This window comes from Aliivibrio wodanis, from assembly GCF_052920805.1.
In genome coordinates this window covers 643178-669241 of the sequence record NZ_JBREXA010000001.1, presented here as the reverse complement: position 1 = coordinate 669241, position 26064 = coordinate 643178, and the positions used below count along the sequence as shown (strand labels likewise).

Here is a 26064-nt window from a genome sequence, read left to right as displayed (position 1 = left end):
CCAAATATATTATTGATTTATTACGTTATCTCTTTCCCAATAAGCAAAAAGACGAGACAAGCCAAAGCATAGGATAAAATAGCAAAGTGCCACAACAATCCAGATCTCAAATATCATACCACTTGAGTTTGCAATCTCAGTACCGACAAAGGTGAGCTCTTGTATAGAGATAAGTGAAATAATGGAAGAGTCTTTAACTAAAGAAATACACTGCCCAGCTAAAGAAGGGATAATCACTTTAAATACCTGAGGGGCAATAATATAGCGATAGCGATCCCAGGTTGATAATCCTAAGCTTCTTGCTGCTTCATGTTGCCCTTGAGGAATTGCATCTAAACCAGAACGAACAACTTCACCAATATAGGCCGCTGAAATCATACCGATACAAAGTACCCCCGCAATTAAGTTTTCCCATAAATTAGCAGAACCAAATAAAAAAGACTGTACGGCATTAATGTCGCCATTGTGCTCTCGAAGTAGTGACTCAAGACCGAATAGGGGAACGAGTTGATTCGCAATGAAAAAGTAGAAGATAAAAATAAACACTAACGGCGGAATATTGCGAATAAGTTGAATATAGCTATTTGATATCGCTCGAATAACAGCCAGTGGTGAGCGGCGCCCCAAGCCAAGTAGAACACCAAACACGAGAGCAAAGAGCATTCCCCAAAATGTTAATCGTAATGTTGAAAATACCCCATCAAAAAAATACGGCAATGAACCATCTGATTTACGAGTGAATAATAACTCAAGAGCACGAGACCACTGCCAATGATAAGCAAGGCTACCGCTCTCTTTTACCCATAACCAAAGAACAAAACTGGCAATAATAGCCAGTAATGTCCAATCTAATCGATTTAATTTTAAAGAAACGCTTTGCTGCATAGTGCTTAGTTCGCTGTTTGTGATTGCCAATCTAGGCTAGTAAACCAATAATCATAACGCTCTTTTAGCCAGCCATCTTCAGTACGAGCTTTTATCCACTCATCAAAGTAGGCTTTTTTATCTTCTTCACCAAGACGTACTGCAAAGGCTTCGTTGCCTTGAGATAGGCGTTCTTCAAACGGTAAATATAAGATATCAGAGTATTTGATGCTGTCGAATTCAGGTTTTGGTGTAGAAGCCGCAACCGCGTGAGCATTACCGTTTAATACTTCTTGGAATGCCTGTGCATCATCATCAAACTGAAGCACTTTAGCTTTTGGAAAATGCGCTTTAATTGCAGCAACAGTTACTGAACCACGACGAGCGGCAAATTTTACACGGCGAGAGTTAAATTGTTCGCGAGTAAAACCTTCCGTCATCTTCTTATTGGCGGCAACTTGAACGCCAGAATGAGAATAAGGAATAGTGAATAGAACACTTTTAGATCGTTCATCAGTAATTGTTAAGCCACCGATGATTACATCAAATTTACCAGAGATAAGAGATGGAATAATGCCATCCCAAGCCGTTGGAATAAATTCAATGTTTAAACCAGAATCTTTGGCTAAACGCTTAGCGACATCAACTTCAAAACCAATAAGATCACCTTGTTTATTTCTCATTGCCCAAGGAACAAAAGTGCTTAAACCGACTTTAAGTGTGCCTCGATCTTTAATTTTATCCACATTTGGTGTGCTATCTGATGAGGGTGCTGAAAATACCGAGCTACTAAACAGTAAGCTCAGGCTAAGAAATGACAGTAGTAATTGCTTCATGCGTATGTTTCTCCCTTAATGTGCATTATGCATTCTATGCTCTAACCAAGCGGATAGCCCAGAAAGTGTTAACGTGATAATTAAATAAATGGCAGCGACGCTGAACCAAATCTCAAATGGCATCGCCGTCTCTGAGACAATATTTCGGCCTTCAGTCGTTAAATCAAAAATGGCCATCACACTGACTATAGAAGAGTTTTTAACTAAAGAGACTAATTCATTAGTTAAAGAAGGCAGTGTATTTCTGATCACTTGCGGTAAGACGACATAGCGATAACTATTGAATGGCGATAAGCCTAAGGTTTTACACGCTTCTAACTGGCCTTTGGGTAAATTGACTAGACCAGAGCGTAAGATCTCAGCGGTATACGCCCCTTGAAATAAGGCGAGTGCAAGAATTGCCGTAGTCGTTCTCTCTAATCCTAAAAAAGGACCAAATACAAAATACAATAAGTAGATTTGCACTAATAGTGGGGTGTTTCTTATTACTTCAATATAAAAAGTAGCAATACTTCGCCCGACAATAGAATCAGACAGACGTAGCAGCGCAGTAATCAGTGCAATAAAGAGTGTAGCAATAGCACTCATGGCCGAAATGTTTAGCGTAACGAATAATCCCTCGATAAGTTCGGCAGGGAACCATTCACCATCCTCATAGAAAAACAGATAATCAGGCACGCGATCCCATTGCCATTGGTAGTTCATGGCTTGTGCGCCACTGTCTAATATCCAATACAAGGCTAAACCTAATAAAGATATTTGTAAGAGGGCAGAAAAAACAGGGGATAAAATGGCGGTTAAACGACGCATAATATTAATAGCTTAAAATCTGATTTAAGAAATGTTGAGTACGTTGATGTTGTGGATTATCAAAAAATGCGAGAGGCTCTGCGATCTCCACAATTTCCCCCTCATCCATAAAGACCACTCTATCGGCCACTTTTTTTGCAAACCCCATTTCATGAGTTACACATACCATCGTCATGCCGTCTTTAGCAAGATCCGACATTACATCTAATACTTCACTGATCATTTCAGGATCAAGAGCAGACGTGGGTTCATCGAACAATAAAACTTGAGGTTCCATACAGAGTGAACGAGCAATAGCGACACGTTGCTGTTGCCCACCAGAGAGTTGAGAGGGGTACTTATTTACTTGTTCTGCTATGTTGACTCGTTGTAAATAAGTTAGCGCTCGTTGTGTAGCTTCTTGTTTTGACAGTTTTAAAGTTTTGATTGGTGCAAGGGTTAGGTTTTCTAATACCGTTAAGTGCGGAAATAAATTGAAATGTTGGAAAACCATTCCCACTTGGCCCTTCATCAATTGTTTAGAAGAGAGAGGCTGATTAAAGAGAGTCAGAGTACCATTTTGAATTGATTCTAGCGCATTAATGCACCGGATTAAGGTAGATTTACCAGAACCTGATGGGCCACAAATCACGACTTTTTCACCTTCGTGAATCGTGAGGTTGATGTTTTTTAATGCGTGAAATTGACCGTAGTATTTATCAACAGTTTCAAAGCTAATGATATTGGGTCTCTTTGTATTATTATTAGTCACAATTCATCCTAGCACTTAGTTACTAAACTTACTGTAACATATTCATAAAGCTAGAAAAGTGATAATTCAGTAGTTGATTTATTTTTAACCAAAATTAGTGCTTATGTGTGCTTAAGGTCAAATATAGGGTGAGATAGAATTTATATTAAATTAACCATTGCACAACATCACAAGACACGTTACGTTAACAGTATGGAGAATAAAAATGCAGAATATAGAGTATAAGCTGCATAAATAAATGGAAGCATAGCAATGTATCAAACTGATGATGTAAGAATTAACAAAGTAAAAGAACTATTACCGCCAGTGGCTGTTTTAGAAAAATTCCCAGCGACTGAGGTTGCGGCAAAAACCGTATTTGAATCTCGTCAAGCTATCCACAATATTTTACAAGGTGACGATGATCGTCTTCTTGTTATTATTGGACCATGTTCAATTCATGATACTAAAGCTGCGTTAGAGTACGGTGCTAAACTTAATACATTACGTGATGAATTAGGCGATCGTCTTGAAGTTGTTATGCGTGTGTACTTTGAAAAACCACGTACTACCGTTGGTTGGAAAGGCTTAATTAATGACCCGTATATGGATGACTCATTTAAGTTAAATGATGGTCTTCGTATTGGTCGTAAACTGCTTCTTGATCTTACTGACATGGGGCTACCGACGGCGGGTGAATTTTTAGATATGATCACTCCGCAATACATGGGTGATTTAATCAGTTGGGGTGCGATTGGTGCACGTACAACCGAATCACAAGTCCACCGTGAATTGTCTTCAGGCCTGTCTTGTCCTGTAGGATTTAAGAACGGCACCGATGGCAACATTAAGATCGCAACCGATGCGATTCGTTCAGCAGGTTCATCTCATCACTTTTTATCTGTGACTAAATATGGTCACTCTGCGATCATTGAGACAGCCGGCAACCCTGATTGTCATATCATTCTTCGTGGTGGTAAAGAGCCAAACTACAGCGCTGAGCACGTTAAGCCAGTGAAAGAGCAGCTTGCCGCTTCTGGATTACCAGAAAAAGTAATGATCGATTTTAGCCACGCAAACAGCTCAAAAGACTTTAAACGTCAGATGGTAGTTTCTGATGACGTGTGTGGTCAAATTGCAGGTGGTGAAGACGCGGTGTTTGGTGTGATGATTGAAAGTCACCTAGTCGAAGGTCGTCAAGATCTTGTGAATGGCAAAGTGGAAACTTATGGTCAGTCTATCACGGACGCTTGTATTGGTTGGGATGATACTGAAATCGTACTTCGTCAATTGGCAGATGCAGTGAGCGCTCGTCGTAACCGATAATTAAATATGAACATATAGTCCATATAAGTTAGTTAATAGCCAATACTTTCACGAGTATTGGTTTTTTTTGCACATTTTTGGTATGGCATTCCTTAAGTGATGTGCTAGAATGTTTATATAATTGTTAATAAACTTGGTAATCGTATATGAAATGGCTCATCAATTTAAGTATCCGGAAAAAATTATTAATCAGCTTGTTATTAGCAGCTACGATACCAGTAGCTATTGTGACCACTTTTATTGTTAATACATTAAATACGCAGGCGTTAGCTGAGTTTGTTGATACAAGTACCCGTGAAATGCGTCAAGTCGATAATGCAATGGGGCTTTATTTTGATGCCTTAGAAGATAACGTAAGAATGATGGCGACTTTGCCCTCTGTACATAATGCTAATGAAATAATTACGTCTTATGTTAATAGCCCTGCCAAACGAATGTCACCACAAGAAAATAACACGATTGAAAAAGAAATTTTTGACGATTTTGATCGCATTGGTCAATCTCATTCTAATTATTCCTATGTTTATATGGGGACGATTGAAGGTGGTTATATTCAATGGCCTGCTGGTTCAAACCCTGCGAATTATGACCCTCGTCAGCGACCTTGGTTTCAAAAAGCACAGTCTTCAAAAGGCCAAGTGCAGCTAACAGATGCTTATTATTGGGCTGCAGATGATGCTGTAATTATTAGTACAGTGTTGTCAACAAGCTCAACATTGGGTCGCGATAGTACTGTTGTTGCTGCTGATGTGTCTTTAAAAGGATTAACTAATCTAGTAAAAGACATTAAATTGGGTGAGTCTGGTTATCTCATGTTAGTTGAAGATACTGGAAACATATTAGTTGATTCAAAATACCCAGATAATAATTTTAAAAAGATTAATACATTAAATTCATCTTATCAAAAATTGGCGGCGACTCAATCTGGTTTAGTTGAAATAGAAATTGATGGTCAAGAATTTGAAGCTAATGTGTATGTTTCTGATAGGTTAGGTTGGAAATTTATTGGCTTAATTAGTAAAATTGAAGTAATGAGCCAAACTCAAAGTGTTATTACTACGATTTTGCTTATTGTTAGTGCGTTAATTGTATTTTTGATCTTTGGTGCAATGCATTTTGCAAATGTGATTAGTAAACCTTTAGTTAATGTTGCTGATAGTTTAAATGAGATTGCAACTGGTGAAGGGGATCTGACTAAAACACTCCATGTTCGCTCTCAAGATGAAACAGGTAAATTATCACAATACTTTAATGAATTTTTAAGTTCAATCCGTACATTAGTAGTTCAAATATCAGACGCTGGTAAGGAAATGCAAGTTTCTTCTGAGCGAGCAATCTCAGTTTCTCAAGATATGTCAGATGTAGCCGAGAGACAAAACCAAGCAGTTGAAATGGTATCGACAGCATTTAATGAAATGGTGGCTACCGCGAATGAAGTTTCTCATTCTTGTAGTGTGGCAGCAACCTCTGCTGAAGATGGCCAAAACCTAGTAACAGAAGGTCAAGAACGAATTAATAATGCAGTACAAAGTGTCGTTCGCTTATCTGATATTATGCAAGATTCAGCAAAATCTATTGTTGAATTAGAGCAAGATAGTCAAGGTATTACCGACATCTTAAATGCGATCCGTGGTATTGCTGAACAAACTAATTTACTGGCATTAAATGCAGCAATTGAAGCAGCACGAGCAGGTGAGCAAGGTCGAGGCTTTGCTGTTGTGGCGGATGAAGTTCGAGCATTAGCAAAACGTACATCTGATTCTACAGAAGAGATTAATGAGTTATTGCAACGTTTAGTTCAACGAACTCAAGGTGTCTCAGAGAAGATGAGTGACAGTTTACATGCTTCACAACAAACGGTTGAAATTACTGAAGCGGTGAGTGAAAATTTTGTAGGAATTTCTCGTGCTGTAACTAATATTCATGACATGAACACTCAGATAGCAACTGCGGCAGAAGAGCAACATCAGGTTGCAGAAGATATTAATCGTCATATTCAGCAAATTCATAATGATGCGGCTATGGTCGATGATGTGTCGCAACGAGCGAAAGAGAATTCCATAAAAATGGGTACTGTTGCCGGTGAGCTATCTTTATTAGTTTCTCAATTCAGAACTTAAAAACTAACTGTTAATAGTTAATAGTTAAAAAGGGCGATAAGATTATCGCCCTTTTATTTTAATTCTGTCCCTTAGCCATAGTAACTACTCGTTTTAAAGTCCAGCGAAGCAGCAAAGGAATACTATCAGGGCCCTGCTCTTCACTATATTGAACAATCGCTAATGCGACATCAGGTTTGGCGTATTTCTTAAGTGTTTTTATTATGATCTTTTTAGGAGGTACAGGTTGGTCTACTGCAATATTTGACAGTTCTCTAAAGAGAGCTTCAAACCCATGATGGTATAAATAATGCTCAATATCTTTATGAGGCAATTCGGTTAAACGATGACGATGGTGTTCATTATCTAGTTGAGATTTAACAGCAAAAGCATATTTTTTACCTGCAGGATCACCATCAGTGACAACATGCCATTCAATGTGAAAAGCTTTAGCTATTTTAATCAAAGACTTTAAACCAGATTGAGCAAATTCAATAATTTGGATCCCTTCCGCTGCTAGGTTATAGCCTAAAATCCGTGCCATTTCATTAAATAGCCAGACTTCTGTTTCCCCTTCAACTAATAACCAACAACGCGCAAATAAAGCGTTTGAGCGTTGAAATCGAATATGAAAGGTAATGCGACGTAAATCATCTTGGGATAAACAGGTCGGAGAAATAGAGTAGCTAGATGTTGAGCCTGATTCTCTGACTAATCGACGAATGGAGCACAAAGGAACTGCACTTAGTAATTCACTGCTATTTGTAGTTAAAATTTTTTGCATTGGAATATGATTAAGTAATGTCCACGCTTGAATTAACTGAGTTGGGTGCAATCTACCTTCGGGATCTTCAATGATCATCAAAGGCCTAGCTGATTGTTTAAGGGTGTTTGGACCTTTAGCTTTTAAATAGGTATTTAGTAAACCAAGCAGTAGTAGTTTTGCTTGTTTATTTTTACTTATAAATTGAGTTAAAGAGACGCCTTCATTCTTCTGCCCAAAAAAGAGATCATCATGGATTTTATGTGGCGTATCGCGTTTGTGGTGCTTAAAAGAGAAGTAGTGTTCGATTAGTGATTGCATTGAACGCAGTGCACTTTTTATCTCACCACTATTTACCTGACCAGGAGCGGTAATAAGACGGCGGCATGTATTATTTATCCGTCGTTCAATTCTGTCATTAGAGAGAGTTGAGGGAGGGTCTTGTTGGCTTACCCTGCGTGAATCGCGGATCCGAATAACAGGGTGTAAACGGATTAGTTCTGTAACTAATTTCTCTATTTTATGATAGCGAAGTACGTTTCCGTTATGATCAAGAAAGGAGTGTGATGACGTAATTTTACCTTCATTGTTAGTTGCACTGATCCGATAATAAATACGCTGAGTATGATCACAAGGATTGGATTGCCATAAACTTGATAATTTTCTATAGCGGCCAGCTTTGTGTTCTTTTTTTTCTGTAGTTTGCCAAGTAATAATGATTTGAATATGTTGATCTTGAGCGTAAGAAATGGAATGGTCTTGATGAAAATCTTTTAATGTAAATTGATGAAGCTTTCCGGATACAGGTAATGCAATTGAAATAGCATCAAGAAGAGACGATTTACCCCAAGTGTTTTCACCAATTAACGTGGTTAATTGCTCAAAAGAAAGGGATAAGCGTTTGATGCCTCGAAAACCAGAAACTTCAATTCGTTCTAAGAGCATAAGTGCTTCCTCATCAGATACTTGTATAAATAACTATATAGTAACTGAGTCAAGTAAAGCATTAGAGGTGTCACAATTATAGATTATATTGACATTAATATAGGCTGGCTTTCATTAAGAAGCGCTGTAAAATTCTTCTCTGTTAATGGCTTAGACATAAAGTATCCTTGCCCGTAAGTACAACCTCTTTGCTGCAAGTAGTTCCATTGGCACTCTTCTTCAATTCCTTCAGCGGTAATACTGAAGTGAAATTGCTCACCAATATTAATAATAAGATCAACAAAAGAACTGTCTTGCTTAAGTAGCAGCATAGTATGTTCTCGGTCAATTTTTACTTTATCAATATTTAGTCTAACCAATTGGTTGAGTGAGGTAAATCCTGTTCCAAAATCATCTAAAGCAATGGATAAACCTAAAGAACGTAGTTCATTCACAATAGATTGACTCTCTTTATTAATTTCAATAAAGGCTGTTTCAGTAAACTCGATCTCAATATTCATTGGTGATATATCATACTTATCTAAAATAGAGATAAGGTTTTTAGGGTAATGAATATTACCTAGCTCAGATGCAGAGGCATTAATACAGAACTTTATTTCACGCATTAATTTTGTTGGCAATTGTGAGATATAGTGACAAACCAGATCTGCTACAATTAAGTCAATATCAAAAATAAGCCCTAACTTCTCAGCTATTGGGATAAACTCATCTGGACCAATAAAACCAAGAGAGGGGTGAGTCCAACGTATAAGAGCTTCGCATCCAGCGATTTCTTTTGTATCAATATGATAGAAAGGTTGGTAGTTAATCGTGAAATCTTTGCGATTAATCGCAGGGATCAATGATTTACGAATGTCAGATTGACGCTTAAACTGTCTATTTAAGTCTGTATCAAAAAAAACATATTTTTGAGGAGAGTTTAATGCTTTCTCTTTGGCATACTCAATACGCTCAAAAACATGAATGGGATCTTCAAAAGCAAAACCTAATGCAATACTAGTATAAGCATTCGCCTGGATCTTTAACTTTGATACCATATGAGACGAGTTTAATACGGATATTAATTTTTTACTAAATGCTTTCGCTCGCTCGCCACAAGGATCATGTAAATAGAGAATACCAAATACGTTATTACCGATACGGTAGACAGAAATATCTGGGTTCTCTATCTGAGCGGTTAACGTATGGCTAATAGAAATTAAAAACTCATCACCAATGTTATAACCATATGTTTGGTTAACTACACGCAAGTTGCTGATCTCGATAAAAATAGAAGCCAACTCTTGTGCTGGTTCTTGAAGTGCTTGATGTAAATGTTTAGTAAATGCAGATTTATTTTTTAAAGAGGTTAGATGATCATAGTAAGCGATCTCACTTAAGCTCTGCTTCGCTTCTGCTAAAGATTTAATTGTTGAAGCGTAGCTGTTATGCAGATCACTTATCTCACCACAGCTAGTTATGCAATTAAACTCAAGCATATCACCTGATTCACTTTTCTTTATTTTATGCTGTAGTTGATTAATTGGCTTAATAATCAATCTTGAAACAAGATAATATGCAAAAATGATGATAAAAAAACAAGAGAAAAGGATAGTAAAACTAGTTAATAGTTTTATCTCATCTAAATGGCCATAAAATCTATTTTTTTTGATAAAACTGTGCAATAAAAAATTGGTTGAAAGCGTATAATGCGAGGCAAGATACTCAATATTATCTATCGTAAATTCAGTTTTATTGAATATGTCTTTATCCAAGTTGAGTTGACTTAAAGATAAGCTCTGATAGATAGGATGTAAATTTTGGTTTGTTATCATAAATGACATATCATGCAGTTCTGATATCTTGTTTAAACGCGCATAGATGTTATGGAATGAAAAGCGAAAGATAACCCAAGAGGATAACTTATTGGTTAAATAGTCGGTATTAGGAAGTTTTTGAGCAAAGACCATTTGATATTGCTGGCTAACCTCACTCCAATAAAATTTCATCGAATAAGTGGAGTTAGAAGGGATGCTCTCTAAAAAGCTATTTACATAGTCGTTGGATAGATAGTCATTACTAAACTGCGTAAACTTGGTCTCAACATGAAGTCGTGGCGAGCTTAGTTGGATCTCTAAGATTTGATCGTCAAGCATGACGATATTTTTCAATAAACTAACAGTTTGCTGATGAGAAGCTGGAGTGCTAAATTCATTAGTTAGTGTTTGCCGTACATCAGAATGAGTAACTAACATTTTTATTTTAGACTTAATATCTTGTTTCATCTCATTAAGTTCTGACTTAATAAGTTCTTGTATTAAGTGTGTTTTTTCTTGATGTGCTCGTTCTGCCTGTTGATGAATAGTCGTGATTGAGAGAAAGGCAACTAAAGCGAGGGGAGCGAATACAGTCGGTAATAAAAAGACTAATAACTTTGTATTAATGCTTTTACTTATAGAATGTATTTTAGAAGGTAGTTTCATAACTTAGCCTTAAGTAACTCTCTCATAACGTTTTCTATTCTGTAATATTATGAAGTCAAATACAAGATGTTATTTTGTAAGTGTGAACTTGAGTAAATTGCTCTAGTAAGGAAAAAAATGATAGTTGAGAAGAGCAATACATTAAGAGTAATGCATATTAATGATACGCACTCTTACTTTGATGAATCAGTTATAGCACTAAAGCATACTTCAGTAGGAAAATACTACCTTAAATGTGGTGGTTTTTCACGCGTTTTTCATCAAGCTACCTTATTAAAAAATGAAGCAAAAGAGCAAGGTTGTGAAACTTTATTTTTTCATGCAGGTGATTGCTTTCAAGGAACGCTGTATTTTTCTTTATATAAAGGAAAAGCCAATGCAGATTTATTGAACCAGTTGGCATTAGATGGGATGGTGCTAGGTAATCATGAGTTCGATTTAGGTAATGAATTGGTCTGTGAATTTATTGAAAATACGCATTTTCCTATCTTAATGGGAAACTGGGATCTCAGCCAGGAAGACCCAAGTAAAGGGCATAACTTAAAGCACCAACCAAGAATTTTAGATTATGATCGTGATAGGAATATTGCTAATTATATGCTGAAACAGGTTGGTAATATAGATATCGCTATTTTTGGTTTAACAACAGATAAAATGGAGATATTAGCGAGTCCAGATTTAGATACACCATTTTTAAAAGCAATTGAAACAGCAAAAAGCACGATTGATTATCTAACTAATAAAAAAGGGATCTCTAATGTAATTATTATTAGTCATCTTGGCTATGAGGTTGATAAACAGTTAGCAGAAGCCATATCAGGTGTTGATTTAATTATTGGTGGTCATAGTCATGTCCTACAAGGTGATTTCACTGAGATAGGCCTAGAGTCTAGAGAAGCGTATGGTGAGAAAATTAATGGAACGTATATCGTTCAGTCAGGTTGTCATGCATTGGCGCTAGGTTACTGCGATTTAGAGTACGCTAACGATGGCCGTCTTATTCGTTTTAATGGACGTAATTTATTACTTACGGATGATATTGCTTATCAAGATAAGGCTTGTATTCATACAATTGAAGAGCATAGTTTATCTGATATCGTCATGCAGTTAAGATCTTTTGAAGGTGTAGTTTTCTGTCGAAAAGATCCTAAGATTGAAGCGTTACTTATCGACAAGTACCGACAAGAAGTGGAGGAGCTATCGCAGCAGGTGATTGGGCATTGTTTAGTTGATTTATCCCACCGTAGGATCCCTGATGAAAAAGGGCAGAGTGATATTGCTCCCTGGGTTGTTGAATCCTTTTATTCTAAAGCGCATCAAATTGATCATAGAGTTCAATTTGCAATGCATAATGCTGGGGGGGTTCGTTCTGGATTAAACCAAGGCGAAATTACCTATGCAGACATTGCCGGAAGTGTCTTGCCTTTTTCTATTCCTATTGTCATATACAGTATTAAAGGCAAATACCTTAAAGCGGCAATAGAAGGTGCGATTGATAATGCGACGAGTAATGGTGTAATTGGTAGTGGCTCAGGAAGTTTTCCATATGTATCACAATTACGCTATTGCTACGAAGCAAGTAAACCTAGTGGCCAACGTCTGACTGAATTTAGTATTTATAGCCATATTGTTGGTTGGAAAAATATACAAGATGAGCAGATTTACTTTGGTACATCAACAGCTTACACCATAAAAGGCAAGGAGGGCTATGCTCCATTATTAAATCGAGAAACAGCTATTATAAACACTCCATTTTCTATGGCTGATTGTTTTATTGATTACTTGCAACACTATCCTAATTTAACTATGCCTACTTCATACTTGAACCAATATCTTAAAAATACCAAGGTAGTTATTTAGTGGCATAGAGTTTGCTTTGATTTATATGAGATGAGTCATACAGTTAAGTTTATAGGTGTATTATGGATAGCGATTGGTCTGATAAATTATTAGCAGTGAGTTGGGTATTTGCTTGGGCAGTGATTGCTTACTTTGTCCCATTTGCGAGTTAAGATTAGCCCTACTAATTTGTGGTGTTGAGATAATTAGATAAGGCCCTCTTTTAACATAGAAAGGGGGCCTTATGTATTAATTGAAAAAATAAATAGTCATGCTGAAACGTTAAATTTGTGTTAAATTGATTATTTATTCAAATAATCAATCAATTGTGATTTTATATTCAATATTTGTGCTTGTAGTTTTATGTAACACATACATTATAAAAACTAATATTACTTCCGAGAAAAAGTCATTTTTTGTACAGAAAAATTAGTTATATTATTTCTGCATCAAAACGAAATGACATATTAAGTGAGGCAATCATGGCACAAGCAGCAATGAACATTAATTCTATCGCTACTTCTTCTTTGGAAAAGAAGGCCTATTCAGTAACAATCAAAGGATTGGTTGCTCATTTAGTTGATGTTTTATTTGGCAAAGGCCAGGTAACATCAACTCATTACACTTCAGAACTATCTGACCACTTAAGAAAAGATCTTGGTTTGTATAACTAATAACTTGAATTAAGTAATGAAAGCCAGCCTTAGTGCTGGTTTTTTTGTATGGGTCATAAATGTAGCAAATATTGCAATTATGTAAGAAAAATGTCTTATTGAGCTAAATTTGAAAGTATAAGACCTTTATTGGTAATTTATAAATAATGAGCGTGGTAAATTGAACCCATATTAATTCGGGGGGAATAGTTATGATAATGGAACTTAAATATCAAGTTATGGGCTTTGGGCCTTGGACAACAGCAACAGTATCTCGAGATATTGCAATGCGTTTAGCGACAGAATATGCAGAGCTTGGTTGGCCAGTAGAAGTGAACGGTTCTCAATATAAAAAAGAATTAGCAGCTTAATAAAATTAAATACGAAATATAAGAAAGCCATTAAAATTTAATGGCTTTTTTGCGTATGTGAATATCGTAATTAGGTGATCTAAGCATGGATCTAATTAAGATGATATTTTAATAAACACAGACTTTATTCTTTCCAGAACGCTTTGCTTGATAAAGTGCTTTATCTGCTCGTAAAAAAGTGGCTTTATAATCTTCTTGCTTCTTATGTACAGTGAGGCCAATGCTAACGGTAATTGTTCTTTCATCTAAGGTATCTTTCCAATCAAAGTTAGCGATAGCTAATCGACATTTTTCTGCTGTTGTTTTTCCTACTTGTATATCATCTGAAGGAATAATAAGTATAAACTCTTCACCACCATAGCGAACGATATAATCTTTAGAAGATCTACTTTGTTGTAGTATCTTTCCTATTAGCTTTAGAACTACATCACCTGTTAAGTGAGAATATTCATCATTAATCGACTTAAAATCATCAATATCAATGACTAAAAGTTGGTAGTTATTAACTGATGGTACGATTTCTTTTAAAAATGTTGATTCAAACCAACGACGATTATAAAGCTGCGTTAAACTGTCATGAAAGACATCTTGTTGTAATTTAGCCACTGTGTCTTTTTGCTGATCTGATACTTCTTTTAGTTTTAGATTTTCTGATTCAGAAATATTCAATCGTAGTTGCAGCTCTAAACGCGTTAAACGTCTTAAAAAATTTCCTCCAAGATCATTAATAGGGAAGTTTTTAATAATATTTACGGTTAGTTTCTGGGCTTCTTTTTCACACTCAAGTGCACCTGAAAAGTTTTTAAAGCAGGCTAGGGCATCACTTTTAACTTCTAATAGTTGGCGTATATAATAACCTTGAGAATACTTTTTAGTTCGCTTTAGTTGATGAGATATAAGTACGTCAGCGATCTCTCCACGTTGTAGCTTAATTAGGCAGTAAGAAGCTTCTATTGCAAATAACTTGTTTAGCCAAGGGAATGAGTGTTGATCAGGGTTTTCTTTACGATAGATAACCAGTTGCTCAAGCGCTGCTTGAGGTTTATTTTGTAAACGCAATAACTTTGCAGAATACAGCATGACTTGAAAAGACAGTTGAGGGTCGTCTGAAACGTATTTTAACTCCTTACATTCTTCTAATAAGTCTTTTGCTTTAGATAATCGATTTAGCTCTAGTAGACAAGCAATAGTGTATAAACGATAACGTAGAGCTAGATTATTACTTTGAATTGTTGAGCTCAATGACTCGAGTTTTTGATAATAACGAAGTGCTTTTAGGTGGTCACCATAAATAGAGCAAAGGTTGCCAACTCCCAAAATAGCTTGCACATAAAACTCACAGTCGCCATGTTCAACGGCTAAGGTAAATAGAGAGTGTAAATGCTCTAGTGCTTTGGTGTAATTACCAGTATCGGTATAGCGATAGCTTAATGCCGAATAAATATTAAGTATAATATCAACATCTTTGGGCAGTGATAATAATAATAATGCTTGTTGTAAATATTGAATGCTTTTTTCTGTTTGATTAAATTCAACTGTGTATTCAGAGCACATCAATAATGCATAAGCTTTTTCAGCATCATTTTCTGTTAGATGTTCTGCAACTATTAGCCAAAAATCTAAACATTGTTGAGAGTTTAGCTTCATTAAATCTATATCATATTTGGCGATTTTATTTAATAGGCTATTCATATAATGTCTCGATGAGTAAATTGAATGGAGAGTCATGTAAAAACTCATTAAGACTCATGAAGCTAACTGACGGTCTTGTTGATGTGAATGAATAGCGATGCCAGGGATAAGTCGAGAACAATGCCGTTAAGGAATTGACTATTTTTAAGGTTTCAACTTTAGATTCTTGTACTAGTAAGGTAATAGTATTTTTATTTAGCTGTGTTACTTGATCACCATCTTTACAGTATTGGTGAATCAATACCATCAGAGTATTTAACTTTTCAATAGATTCTTCATTGATAACCACTATTTGATATTTTTGCTCTATTGTTGATAAAGATAGTGCTTCAACATTTTGAAACCACTTATCATTTCTAACTAAATAGCTTAATGACGATATACTATGGTTATCTATTTGTATTTTAATTCGTTGGATAAGTTTTTTTGCTCTGATTTCAAGCTGCTCTTTAGATGCACTTATTTTGTCTTTATTTAGGCTGCTAGATTGCTCTTGCAATAGCATAATTTGATATTGACGGTATCTTTTATAAGCATATAGAGCATGTTCATAATCTTGTGTGCATTCAGCAATACGAGATTGTTCTAAACAAATTTGAGATCTTAGCTCACCTTTATCAAATTGTTGTGCGATTACTTCAGCTTGAGTGAGTAACTCATAAGCATCTGAATAATTTGATTGAGCTGTAGCTATTCGGGCTAGGCTTATAGAGGAGTGAGCATTCATCCAAACAAGATTATTTTGCTTTGCCAGTTGACTAGCAAAGCTACAGCATTTATAGGCAGCATTAAGGTTGTTAAGTCCTAAAAGTGCTAAACCTTTAAAGTCATAAACTTCTGCTTGCCAAGTTAAATTGGTATTATGGGTTAATAGCTTTTCAGCTTTATCTAGGATAGGTAGCATGGCTTGATAATTTTCTAGCAAATAATTATCCCATGCCTGTAAGATATAAGCTTTTGCTTCTAAATTCGGGATCCGATAAAGAATCGCTCTTTTGGCTGCAATATGGTGAGTCGAATTTGCTTCATGAAGGTTGTTGGTCATGCGCCAAATATTTCCAAGGCCAATCAAAGACTCAACTTCGATTTTATTATTATCAAGTAATAGGGATTGTTCGAGTGCTTGAATCCAATATTGTTGTGCAGAAAAAAGCTTTGCTTGTCCCCAGGAATGCAGGGCTAAAGCGTGCAAAATACTGGGAAGCAGTTCATCATCCTCAAGATCCTGATAGCTGCTTAATATATCTTTAGCAACTTTAAGGCCAGCTTGATATTCCATTAAGTGCCAATGAGTTTGAGTAATAATTAACTTTGAGTATGCTATGCCGTATTTGAAGTGTATTTTTTCAGACAATAGTAAGGTTTGTTTCGCTTTTTTCTTAACCTCTTCACTATTATTTTCAACAAATTTCTCTAATGTTTTCAGGTCAGAAATGATTTTATTTTTAGATTTATCCACAGATATCCTTCCTTAATGCATTAAATCAATATAATCTGAATGCAATATAAGTGTCACTAACAATTTTGTAGATATGCGATCAACTTAAATGAAAGGAAGTGAAATTCGTAGTTTAGGTAGGTATAACTTGTTGATTAATTATTATTTTCAGCAAGATTGAGCAGGGCCATTGCACAACTTACACTGGTCGCAAGAACATCGATAACACCTGTACGTAAAGCTCCCATAATTGATAGGGCTTTTCGGCTTTCGCTTGCCATTGCGATGACATTGGATATTTGACGTAAATCTTCCATTTCTAAGCCAATAACACGACCACGCATTAAGGTATCAGCATTAGTACCATCTAATTTAAAGAAGTCGAAACCACCGATATCCCCAACAATACCATCGTTCAATCGAGCTTCAACAAACTCTTTAGGAGTAAAGAAACCTAATTTTACCATATGGCTATTTTCATCCATATCACCAATACCCACTAATGCAAATTCAGCTTTACGTGCTTGGTTTAATGTTTCTTTTATCGTCGTGTGCTCCATAAATGCAGAGCGAAGGTTAGGATCATTTACATAGGCAGGTGCATATAATGTCTCACTATTACCGCCGTACTTTTTAGCAAGTCGACGACAAATATGGTCAGCATTGATTATATCACCACTGCGATGTGTGCCTCCAATTGCAGAGACGAATCGAGCGTTACGGTGAGATACTATGCCAGCATGATCAGCAATAGCAGCGACATTTTGACCTTGACCTACTGCTACAACCATATCATCTTGTAAGTTATTATTAAGATAAGAACTAACTAATGCTGCGACTTGTTTTCGTTGCTCATCAGTATTAGGTTGATCGAGTGAGATCAAAGCACGTTTTAAGTTAAACGTTTCAACTAATTTTTGTTCAAGCTGGGCACTATAAACAGGGTGAAATTTTACTGTAATTTCAACAATACCTTCTTCTCGTGCTTTTCTTAGCATTCGACCTACTTTGGCACGAGATAAACCAAATTTTTTTGAGATTTCTTCTTGAGTTGCCCCTTCTTGGTAATAAAGAATAGCAATTTCAGTAAGCATATCTGTGTTTTCAGTTTGATCTTGAGAAGGGAGTTGAGTCATAGTTAGTCCTAACTTAATAATTCAGCAAGAGTTATTGGTTTTGATATTAATCCTAACTTTTGCGCTGGTGTTGTGCCAAGTTTATCCTGATGGCAGAGATTATGCCATGCTCTGAATATATCGAGTAGTGGAAGTAAACTGGCTGGGCGAAGTTTTCGTCTTGGCTCGTCAACTAAACTAGTAAATTGCGTATAAAAGCGATTTTGATATTCTTGGGCTTTAGTCGCTGAGGCGCGTTTCAACCAATATATTTCATTTTTCTCAGCATCATTAAGATGACAGATCCCTTTATGCAGTCCATTTACTTCAGTAAAAGCCCAGCGATCACGCCACCAACCCACTAAATGAATGTCTATTTTTTCACCGCTTTGTTCGGTTGGAAACATAGGATCTTGAGTTACGTATAATAAGTCAATGCTGTTATCTTTAATGCGCTGTAAGAAAACCGACATTGCAGCAGAGCGCAACATTGGTTCTTGAGGCATATAAATTTCAATAGAATCACAATGTGAAAACGCTTGTTGTATTTCTAAAAAATGTGCATATGAAGTATAAGGAGGTCGGATCAATGCCCCTTTTGATGGATAATTTAGAGTGACATAATTGCCTAGTGGATCTTCAACATTTGCTCGTGCCAAAATCTCTTGATATTTATTATCCACTCGCTTGAAAATAGATTGTTCAGTTTCTACAGGCTGTGAATTTGCCTCACTAATAAATGAATTAGATAGAAACTGTGCATTATCATAGAAGGGGTCATGATCTAGTTGTATACCTGGGGTATCACATTCCGAATAATTAATATGTTGAGCAATCACATAGCCAGAGTTCATTTCTGCTGTGGTATACCAGAAAACCCCATTATTACTGAGTGGCTGTAATGAGGTTGCATTGGAAGCAAGTTGAATTTCTGTTCTATCGTGTTGAAGTCGAGTATCAAATAATGACATATGACGACGGCAACGATTTGCGATTTGATTAATATGATCGTAAAAGGTTTTAGGATTTATATGTAGACGACGGCAAATTTCACGTACCGAGTATCCGGTAAATAAAAAACCTAAAATCTTTTGCTGAATAAGACTTTTTTGGTTTTCACCAGACCATTTATCGACAAAAGTTGATGCACAAGCTTTGCAACGATAACGCTGACGATCACCACTGTAACCGAAGGCATGATAAAGCTCTCGATGTGTTAAGACATCTAGGCCAAAATGGTCACAAGTTGAATTATTACAAGAAGGTAATGAGTGTGATTGAACCGTACGCTGACGAGAAAGTTCATTTAACACTTCACTATTGTTGATTAAGGGAGGAAAAGCACCACATTTCCGGCAAACTAATGCAGGTCGCTTAGGGTTAGTGCGTTGAACTAAATAATGTTGTTCATCGCTATTACCAAAATTGTCACACGCCAATGTTTTACAAAAATTGAGTTGTAACCCTTTAGCAGCCAACGGCAGTTTTTCAGTCGGCACTTAACACCCCTTATAGATTTGAATCGCCAGTAATAAATACTGGCGTAAACTTAATTACAGTTTAATTGCTGTCTCTAGAGCAACAGTCATCATTTCATTGAATGATTTTTGACGATCTTCAGAGCTTAATTTCTCGCCACGTTTAATGTGGTCAGAAACAGTTAGAATAGTTAGAGCTTTTGCGCCTAAATCAGCAGCAACACCATAGATACCTGCAGCTTCCATATCAACGCCAAGGATGCCTAATTTTTCCATTTTATCGAAAAGGTCAGCTTCTGGAGAGTAGAAAAGGTCAGCTGAGAATACGTTACCCACTTTTACAGGTACGTTTAATTCACGAGCTTGGCTTACTGCTGTTTCTAGTAGGCCAAAATCAGCAATCGCAGCGAAATCATGGTTATTAAAACGGATACGGTTAACTTTAGAGTCAGTAGATGCACCCATGCCAATAACAACGTCCATTAGCTTAACGTCATCATGTACAGCACCACAGCTACCTACACGGATAACATTTTTAACGCCGTATTCAGCAATTAGTTCATGAACATAGATACAACAAGATGGGATACCCATACCGTGACCCATAACTGAAACTTTTTTACCTTTGTAAGTACCGGTGTAACCAAACATGTTACGAACATCACATACTTGTTTTACGTCTTCTAAGAAGTTTTCTGCGATGAATTTAGCGCGTAATGGGTCGCCTGGCATTAGAACTGTTTCTGCGAAATCACCAGCTTGTGCATTAATGTGTGGGGTAGCCATAATAAGGTCTCCGGTATAAACAAATTAAAATATAAATTCAGTATAACTAAATGTGTTGAACGTTCTTGTTCGATATGTAGCTATTCTAAGCTTATATTTTAAGGAGTCATGAGATTTATGTCACATTTTACCGCAGATTGTTGATTATTTTTATTATTGATAACTAATATTGTTGAAACTGAATGAGCAATCGCAACCTTTAGGTGACTTCGTTTAAAAACAGGGCAAAATAGAGGCAAGAAAAATAAAAAAAGCACCACACAAGAAGTATGGTGCCTTTAATAGGGTTTATTTATTGAATTTTTAGTTAATCGGTAATTGTTCTACTTTCAATGTTTGGGTTGGGAATGCAATCTCAGCATCGTGTTGAGTAATAATATTCCCAATTTTTATCAATACATCTTGTTTTACATGATGGTATTCAATCCAATTGACTGTTTTAGTGAATGTATAAACTAATAAATCCAGTGATGAGGGGCCAAAACCATTAAAATTGACAATTAAAGTTTGATTAGAATCAATATCATTATGGGCAATTAACATCGCTTTGACGTCATCTACAATAAGCTCAATGCTATGAATATCTTTATAGCGTATACCAATATCTTCTTTAATGCGGCGATTTAGCATTCTTGAGGGATTTTCAACCACAATACTACTAAATACGGAATTCGGTACATAAAGAGGTCGCTTATCAAAAGTGCGAATGATGGTCATTCTCCAGCCAATAGATTCGACTGTTCCTTCTAAAGAGCGATCAGGAGAGCGTATCCAATCGCCGACTTTAAATGGGCGGTCAAAATAGATCATCATACCGCCGAAGAAATTGGACAATAAATCTTTAGCCGCCAGACCAACGACTAAGCCACCAACACCACCAAAAGTGAGCAATCCTGATAAACTTAATCCCATTCCTTGCATTAAAGAGAGGATACCTAGTGAGATAAAGATTAACCGGATAACTTTTCCTACCGCAAGGATAGTGGTTTCATCATATTTCGGATTGAGAAGTACTTGTTTCTCAACCAAAGTAGTTAAGCGTAACGCCGACCAAATAAAGCTCCAGACAAGAATAAATATCTGTAGGGTTATTATCCATGACGTACTTAAGTGAGTATGATTCGAGAGAATGATCTTTAAAGAGGTGCTGGCAGGCCATAACCAAATGACTAATGTGATAGGAGATGAGATTGCAGAAATAACGGCATCATCCCACGGTAATTTTGTTTTAGCTGCGATACGATGAAGACGAGTTACAATAAGTCGCCATGACAGCCAAAGAAAAGCACTAAATAAAGAGAGCACGATGACATTTTGTGCCCAATCGTGCTCTTTAAATTCCAATATTGAATTCCATATATCTAGGAAGAATGTCATTGAAAGGTCTCTAATTTCTAAAAAAGATAGCTTACCACTTCATTTGCCCAAAGGTAGTATATAAATAATGATATGACTGCAAAAATGCCCCATGCAATGATGACATGTTTCATTATTGGTGTTGTTCCCGTCAATTTAGCAACACCGGTTAACATCGGTGATAGTAAATTAATTCCTTTAAAACGGTAAAATAATACTGCTGCAATATGCAGTCCAATAAAGGCAAGAAGAACATTAAAGCTTTGATGATGTATGCTTGTTAATAGGCTGCTGGTTTCATAGCTTACTAAAGAGGCTAGTGGCCCTTCAGAGAGGATATCATCATTACTGAATAGCCCAGTGAGTAACTGAAATGTGAGTAAGGAAAATAATCCTAGCACCATATACCCACCAGCAGGGTTATGCCCGATGGAGTGTGAGACCTTACTATTTCTTATTGCGATTAAGTAATTGAACGCTTTTTTAGGTGTCGTTACAAAGTGAGAGAATTTAGCAGTCTCACTGCCGATGAAGCCCCATACAATTCGCGTTATTAAAAAGGCCATTAGAAGATAAGCAAATGAGAAATGCCATTCCATTAAGCCTTCTTCAGCGGTATACCAAAGAGAGCCAAGTAAGATCACTTGGCTCCAATGATAAACCCGGATAAAACTGTCCCAGATTTTCATTATTATCCTTTTAATTATTTAGCTTTGTAATCAGTATGGCAAGCTTTACAATTTTTCACTGTTTTTCCAAATGCTTTACGAATTGCGGCTTTATCACCTGTCTCAGAAACACTAGCTAAGTTAGCCGTGTCTTTTTGAAATTGAACAAAGTTTGCTTCAAAATCAGAAAAGTTTTTCCACACTTCAGGTAATGCGTTAGTTTTTCCTTTATCAGAACCTTCAACGGCAAATGCGTCTAATGGCATTAATGAGAGTTGAGATAGTTGCTCAGCACGCTTAGAAAATGTAGCCTCATTCCACTCTGTTTTTCCTTTTATCATTTCACCCATTTCACTGACATTTCCAGCGATCATAGTGAAAGCAGCTTGACGATATTTAATGGCTTTATTGGCTTCATTAAAAGTGTGCGCTAAAACTGATGTTGAAGCGAGAAGTGTTGAAGCGATAACCAGTGATTGAATTGCTTTCATATTGAGACTTCCTTGAATTGTAGTTATTTTCAATTGTAATTATTTTAGATAAGTATTATATGAAATGTTTAAGAAAAGAGGTAGTCAGCCGGAGCAATATTTACACATAATTTACATTTCAAAGAGGGGTGTTATAAAAAGCAGAGGGATTTGATTGCTGCATCTATGAGTAAATTGCGTATAATAGACAAGTTATTTTTCAAGTAGGTTTGTCAGTTTTTATGCGAATTTTAAATATTACAACGCATCCGGATCTAGAGCATCTAGATAATCAAAATATCCTTCAACGTAATGCAACCCGTGCAATTATCTTAAAAGGAGAGGATATCCTTCTCTTATATACAGAGCGTTACCATGATTATTCTTTACCAGGTGGTGGTATTGATGATGGTGAAGATGTAATTGCAGGTTTAGTTCGAGAGATTGAAGAAGAGACGGGCGCTAAAAATATTTCAAATATTGAGCCATTTGGCATCTATGAAGAGTTTCGCCCTTGGTACAAGCATGAATGTAATGTATTGCACATGATTTCGTATTGTTATACCTGTGATGCAGATAAAGAGCTTGGTGATACTAATTATGAAAGCTATGAGATCCGTAATGGTATGAAGCCAGTCTGGATAAATATCCATGAAGCAATAGCGCACAATGAAGATATTATTACTCATAGTGAGAAAAAAGGCATGAGTATAGAGCGTGAAACTTTCTTATTGCATTTGATCGTTAAAGAGCGGTTACATGTTCAATAAAGAGCAAATACTTAAGCTGACTCAGATGAAAATGCCATTTGGTAAATATGCTGGACGTGTTTTGATTGACCTTCCTGAAGAATATCTTTTATGGTTTGAACGTAAAGATGGTTTTCCAAAAGGAGAGTTGGGGGAGTTGATGGCATTATGTTTAGCAATGAAGATTGAAGGCTTAGACGAAGTAATTCGACCTTTAAAATATAAAATCTAGCTCAGCTAAACGGAGCTGTTATTTATTATACCAATACCAATGATTATCTAATTAATGGTATTGGTAATGCTTATCTATTTTAGTAGGAGGGCCTACTTCTACTTAAATTGAGACTCACCGACTTTTGCTCGTTTAAAATCATCGGTTAAATCTTCAGATGCTTCATTACGTAGATAGCTGAGTGCAGCACAGAAACTTTCTGATTCATAATAAATCTCACGAGAGCGATCAATGTGGCGTTCAGCAGTTCTACGAACTTGAGGTGTATTTTGAGAATTACTGTATCGTACTTGATTATCAAAGACTTCTTTGACGTACTTCTCTTTACAGATATCTTCATTTTCTGGTGTCGCAACGATATCAGCGACAGCATTTGATGAGATAAGTGCCACTAATAAGGCGTAAAAGTGTTTTTTTATCATCATGTTATAAACCTTATTTATTATGTAAGAACTTCATTTTACGTTTAGCGTATATTGAGTGCAATAGCTATTACCGTTAATTTGAATTTTTATAACAAATTGCTTGTAAATTATATATAGAATGCTATTCTATGTTTCGTAATGGTTCTCAGCTGCATGGATGCGCTAATTTAGAATTTTTTAATGCGGGCATTGATAGCCCGCTTTTTTTGAATCTACTTTTATCCTCTTGATTTTCCAGTTTTATTCCTAGATTTGATTATATCAATGCAACTAGTTATATGATCTATTTAACTAACCATAATGTATAGAGACTTATTGGAATTGATATTAGGTATTCAGCGATGTTATTCAATTTATACAAAAATGGGATGCTAATTTAGCATCCCATTTTTGTTTAATGTGTTATTTCACTAGTTACTTATTTCACTAGTTACTTATTTAACTAGCCATTCAATTGCTTCACCTGCTCGAATTGGAACTACAAAGTCGTTACCAAATGTCATCGTTTCAGGCGCGATCCACGCTTCTTTTACTAACGTGATTGTATCAGTGTTACGAGGAAGATTATAAAAATCTGGACCATTAAAGCTTGCAAATGCTTCTAGGTTTTCTAACTTGCCTTCATTCTCAAACACTTCTGCATACAACTCGATAGAAGCGTGCGCAGTGTAAGAACCAGCACAACCACAAGCGGCTTCTTTTTTGTCTTTAGCGTGAGGCGCTGAGTCAGTACCAATGAAGAATTTAGCATTACCACTTGTTGCCGCTTCAATTAACGCTTGTTGATGCGTATTACGCTTTAGAATTGGTAAACAGTAGAAGTGTGGCTTAATGCCGCCAACAAGCATGTGGTTACGGTTAAACAATAAGTGATGAGCTGTAATCGTTGCCGCAACGTTTGGGCCTGCATTTTTAACAAAATCCGCCGCATCTTTGGTTGTGATGTGCTCAAGAACGATTTTTAATTCAGGGAAATCATTAACGATAGGCGCTAACACGGTATCAAGGAAGGTCTTCTCACGGTCAAAAATATCAACGTCGTGAGTTGTTACTTCGCCGTGAATAAGCAATAACATGCCTTCTTCTTGCATGGTTTTTAAAATAGGGTAAACCTTACTTACATCACTAACACCAGAGTCAGAGTTAGTTGTTGCGCCCGCAGGATATAATTTTGCAGCAACGATATGACCTGTTGCTTTTGCTTTGCGGATCTCTTCTGATGTTGTTTTCTCTGTTAGGTACAAAGACATGATAGGAGAGAAGGTATCAGAGTGGTTTTTAGCTTGAATGCGGTCACGATAACTAAGGGCTAACTCAGTCGTTGTTACTGGTGGAACTAGGTTTGGCATAATTAATGCGCGGCCATTGTAACGGCCTGAATCACGTACAGTGTCAGTTAATACGTCACCATCACGTAGATGTAAATGCCAATCATCAGGACGAGTAATTGTTAAAGTTGTCATTTGCTGCTCCCACCAGAAAAAGAAATAAGAGCCTAAGAATTTATTGAGTTAATCGTTTGCTTAGGCGAAAGGATTCTAAAGCAAAATGACTAAAACAAATAGGAGAAAGTAAAAATTAGTAACAAATTTGACTTAAAAGGTAAAAGAAAAGACAATGTGTGTGATATTTATACAGTAAGACGATAGCGAGAAGTTATGAAAAAAAGTAAAAAAGAAGTGTTACCTGTTTCTGAATATGAACACGGTAGAGGAAAAATTAAAGATAACGCCTTAAAAGCAATTGTTACTAGTCCATTATTTACAACAAGAGTAATGAAAGCTAAAAAAGGAAAGGGGAGCTTCGCTCGTAAAGAGAAATATAAAGGGTTTAAAGAGCCCTATTCAAAAGCAGCATAGGTTTTTGAATAGGGTTTTGTGATCTTTGTCTCTATTTTCTCGTCAATCGAACAAAAAACAATCGTTCAACTCATTGAAATGAAAAAAGAACTTTACCT

At 36.3% G+C, this 26064-nt stretch carries 23 protein-coding genes and 1 pseudogene; 8 read left to right on the top strand and 16 right to left on the bottom strand.

From position 1 onward, the window contains the following. Positions 1-9: 9 nt before the first annotated feature. The 4 genes and pseudogenes from ACU5DF_RS03240 to ACU5DF_RS03225 all read right to left on the bottom strand — a co-directional run bounded on the left by ACU5DF_RS03240 (position 10) and on the right by ACU5DF_RS03225 (position 3261). Positions 10-885, bottom strand: a complete 876-nt coding sequence (locus tag ACU5DF_RS03240; RefSeq protein ID WP_446711746.1) for an amino acid ABC transporter permease — start codon at positions 883-885, stop codon at positions 10-12. Between the two features lie 5 nt (positions 886-890). Beyond that, positions 891-1622 (bottom strand): annotated as a pseudogene (locus ACU5DF_RS03235) (transporter substrate-binding domain-containing protein); the annotation flags it as partial. Positions 1623-1715: 93 nt separating this feature from the next. Beyond that, positions 1716-2510: an amino acid ABC transporter permease gene (locus ACU5DF_RS03230; protein ID WP_446711745.1), complete on the bottom strand. Its 795-nt coding sequence runs from the start codon at positions 2508-2510 to the stop codon at positions 1716-1718. A gap of 4 nt (positions 2511-2514) precedes the next feature. Next, the gene (locus tag ACU5DF_RS03225) at positions 2515-3261 is read right to left on the bottom strand and encodes an amino acid ABC transporter ATP-binding protein (protein ID WP_446711744.1); all 747 of its coding nucleotides are present in this window, start codon (positions 3259-3261) and stop codon (positions 2515-2517) included. 252 nt (positions 3262-3513) lie between these two features. On the opposite strand from ACU5DF_RS03225, the gene aroG reads away from it, so the two are divergent. After that, positions 3514-4566, top strand: a complete 1053-nt coding sequence (aroG, locus tag ACU5DF_RS03220; protein WP_446711743.1) for a 3-deoxy-7-phosphoheptulonate synthase AroG — start codon at positions 3514-3516, stop codon at positions 4564-4566. A 146-nt stretch (positions 4567-4712) separates the two neighbouring features. Continuing rightward, positions 4713-6686, top strand: a complete 1974-nt coding sequence (locus ACU5DF_RS03215; protein WP_446711742.1) for a methyl-accepting chemotaxis protein — start codon at positions 4713-4715, stop codon at positions 6684-6686. A gap of 58 nt (positions 6687-6744) precedes the next feature. Here the strand turns inward: ACU5DF_RS03215 and ACU5DF_RS03210 are convergent, their stop codons facing one another. Both ACU5DF_RS03210 and ACU5DF_RS03205 read right to left on the bottom strand, forming a co-directional pair. Continuing rightward, positions 6745-8373 carry an ATP-dependent endonuclease gene (locus ACU5DF_RS03210; RefSeq protein WP_446711741.1) on the bottom strand — a complete coding sequence of 543 codons (1629 nt, stop codon included), beginning with the start codon at positions 8371-8373 and terminating at the stop codon, positions 6745-6747. Positions 8374-8456: 83 nt separating this feature from the next. Next, positions 8457-10835 (bottom strand): EAL domain-containing protein, encoded by a 2379-nt coding sequence (locus ACU5DF_RS03205; RefSeq protein WP_446711740.1) that lies wholly within the window; start codon positions 10833-10835, stop codon positions 8457-8459. 117 nt (positions 10836-10952) lie between these two features. On the opposite strand from ACU5DF_RS03205, the gene ACU5DF_RS03200 reads away from it, so the two are divergent. From ACU5DF_RS03200 to ACU5DF_RS03190, 3 genes are all read left to right on the top strand, one after another. Then, entirely contained in the window at positions 10953-12695 is a 1743-nt protein-coding gene (locus ACU5DF_RS03200) for a bifunctional metallophosphatase/5'-nucleotidase (RefSeq protein ID WP_446711739.1), read from the top strand. 395 nt (positions 12696-13090) lie between these two features. Further along, on the top strand, positions 13091-13348 hold the full coding sequence (locus ACU5DF_RS03195; protein WP_446711738.1) for a hypothetical protein: 258 nt from the start codon (positions 13091-13093) through the stop codon (positions 13346-13348). A gap of 191 nt (positions 13349-13539) precedes the next feature. Next, complete coding sequence (locus tag ACU5DF_RS03190; RefSeq protein ID WP_446711737.1) at positions 13540-13698, top strand: hypothetical protein; 159 nt, start codon at positions 13540-13542, stop codon at positions 13696-13698. Between the two features lie 108 nt (positions 13699-13806). Here the strand turns inward: ACU5DF_RS03190 and ACU5DF_RS03185 are convergent, their stop codons facing one another. The 8 genes from ACU5DF_RS03185 to ACU5DF_RS03150 form a co-directional block, all read right to left on the bottom strand. Further along, on the bottom strand, positions 13807-15390 hold the full coding sequence (locus ACU5DF_RS03185) for a GGDEF domain-containing protein (protein WP_446711736.1): 1584 nt from the start codon (positions 15388-15390) through the stop codon (positions 13807-13809). After that, positions 15383-16849 carry an ATP-dependent transcriptional regulator gene (locus tag ACU5DF_RS03180; RefSeq protein ID WP_446711735.1) on the bottom strand — a complete coding sequence of 489 codons (1467 nt, stop codon included), beginning with the start codon at positions 16847-16849 and terminating at the stop codon, positions 15383-15385. The genes ACU5DF_RS03185 and ACU5DF_RS03180 overlap by 8 nt, the downstream gene beginning before the upstream one ends. Before the next feature lie 134 nt (positions 16850-16983). Continuing rightward, positions 16984-17964 (bottom strand): sugar-binding transcriptional regulator, encoded by a 981-nt coding sequence (locus ACU5DF_RS03175; RefSeq protein WP_045103743.1) that lies wholly within the window; start codon positions 17962-17964, stop codon positions 16984-16986. A gap of 8 nt (positions 17965-17972) precedes the next feature. Further along, the gene (locus ACU5DF_RS03170) at positions 17973-19442 is read right to left on the bottom strand and encodes a transposase (protein ID WP_446711734.1); all 1470 of its coding nucleotides are present in this window, start codon (positions 19440-19442) and stop codon (positions 17973-17975) included. A 54-nt stretch (positions 19443-19496) separates the two neighbouring features. Beyond that, positions 19497-20207, bottom strand: a complete 711-nt coding sequence (deoD, locus tag ACU5DF_RS03165; protein ID WP_045103745.1) for a purine-nucleoside phosphorylase — start codon at positions 20205-20207, stop codon at positions 19497-19499. A gap of 303 nt (positions 20208-20510) precedes the next feature. Beyond that, on the bottom strand, positions 20511-21584 hold the full coding sequence (locus ACU5DF_RS03160) for a mechanosensitive ion channel family protein (protein WP_446711733.1): 1074 nt from the start codon (positions 21582-21584) through the stop codon (positions 20511-20513). Between the two features lie 17 nt (positions 21585-21601). Then, on the bottom strand, positions 21602-22252 hold the full coding sequence (locus ACU5DF_RS03155; protein WP_446711732.1) for a cytochrome b/b6 domain-containing protein: 651 nt from the start codon (positions 22250-22252) through the stop codon (positions 21602-21604). A 14-nt stretch (positions 22253-22266) separates the two neighbouring features. Next, complete coding sequence (locus ACU5DF_RS03150; protein WP_446711731.1) at positions 22267-22722, bottom strand: c-type cytochrome; 456 nt, start codon at positions 22720-22722, stop codon at positions 22267-22269. A 221-nt stretch (positions 22723-22943) separates the two neighbouring features. Between ACU5DF_RS03150 and ACU5DF_RS03145 the strand changes: the two genes are divergently transcribed. Together ACU5DF_RS03145 and ACU5DF_RS03140 are read left to right on the top strand one after the other, a co-directional pair. Beyond that, positions 22944-23471 carry an NUDIX hydrolase gene (locus tag ACU5DF_RS03145; protein ID WP_446711730.1) on the top strand — a complete coding sequence of 176 codons (528 nt, stop codon included), beginning with the start codon at positions 22944-22946 and terminating at the stop codon, positions 23469-23471. Next, the gene (locus ACU5DF_RS03140; protein WP_446711729.1) at positions 23461-23682 is read left to right on the top strand and encodes a DUF3820 family protein; all 222 of its coding nucleotides are present in this window, start codon (positions 23461-23463) and stop codon (positions 23680-23682) included. The genes ACU5DF_RS03145 and ACU5DF_RS03140 overlap by 11 nt, the downstream gene beginning before the upstream one ends. Positions 23683-23780: 98 nt before the next feature. Here the strand turns inward: ACU5DF_RS03140 and ACU5DF_RS03135 are convergent, their stop codons facing one another. Then, positions 23781-24107 carry a hypothetical protein gene (locus ACU5DF_RS03135; RefSeq protein ID WP_446711728.1) on the bottom strand — a complete coding sequence of 109 codons (327 nt, stop codon included), beginning with the start codon at positions 24105-24107 and terminating at the stop codon, positions 23781-23783. 434 nt (positions 24108-24541) lie between these two features. Next, positions 24542-25570: a dihydroorotase gene (gene pyrC, locus ACU5DF_RS03130; protein WP_045103751.1), complete on the bottom strand. Its 1029-nt coding sequence runs from the start codon at positions 25568-25570 to the stop codon at positions 24542-24544. A gap of 195 nt (positions 25571-25765) precedes the next feature. On the opposite strand from pyrC, the gene ACU5DF_RS03125 reads away from it, so the two are divergent. Continuing rightward, the gene (locus tag ACU5DF_RS03125; protein ID WP_045103752.1) at positions 25766-25966 is read left to right on the top strand and encodes an alternative ribosome-rescue factor A; all 201 of its coding nucleotides are present in this window, start codon (positions 25766-25768) and stop codon (positions 25964-25966) included. Positions 25967-26064: the final 98 nt, after the last annotated feature.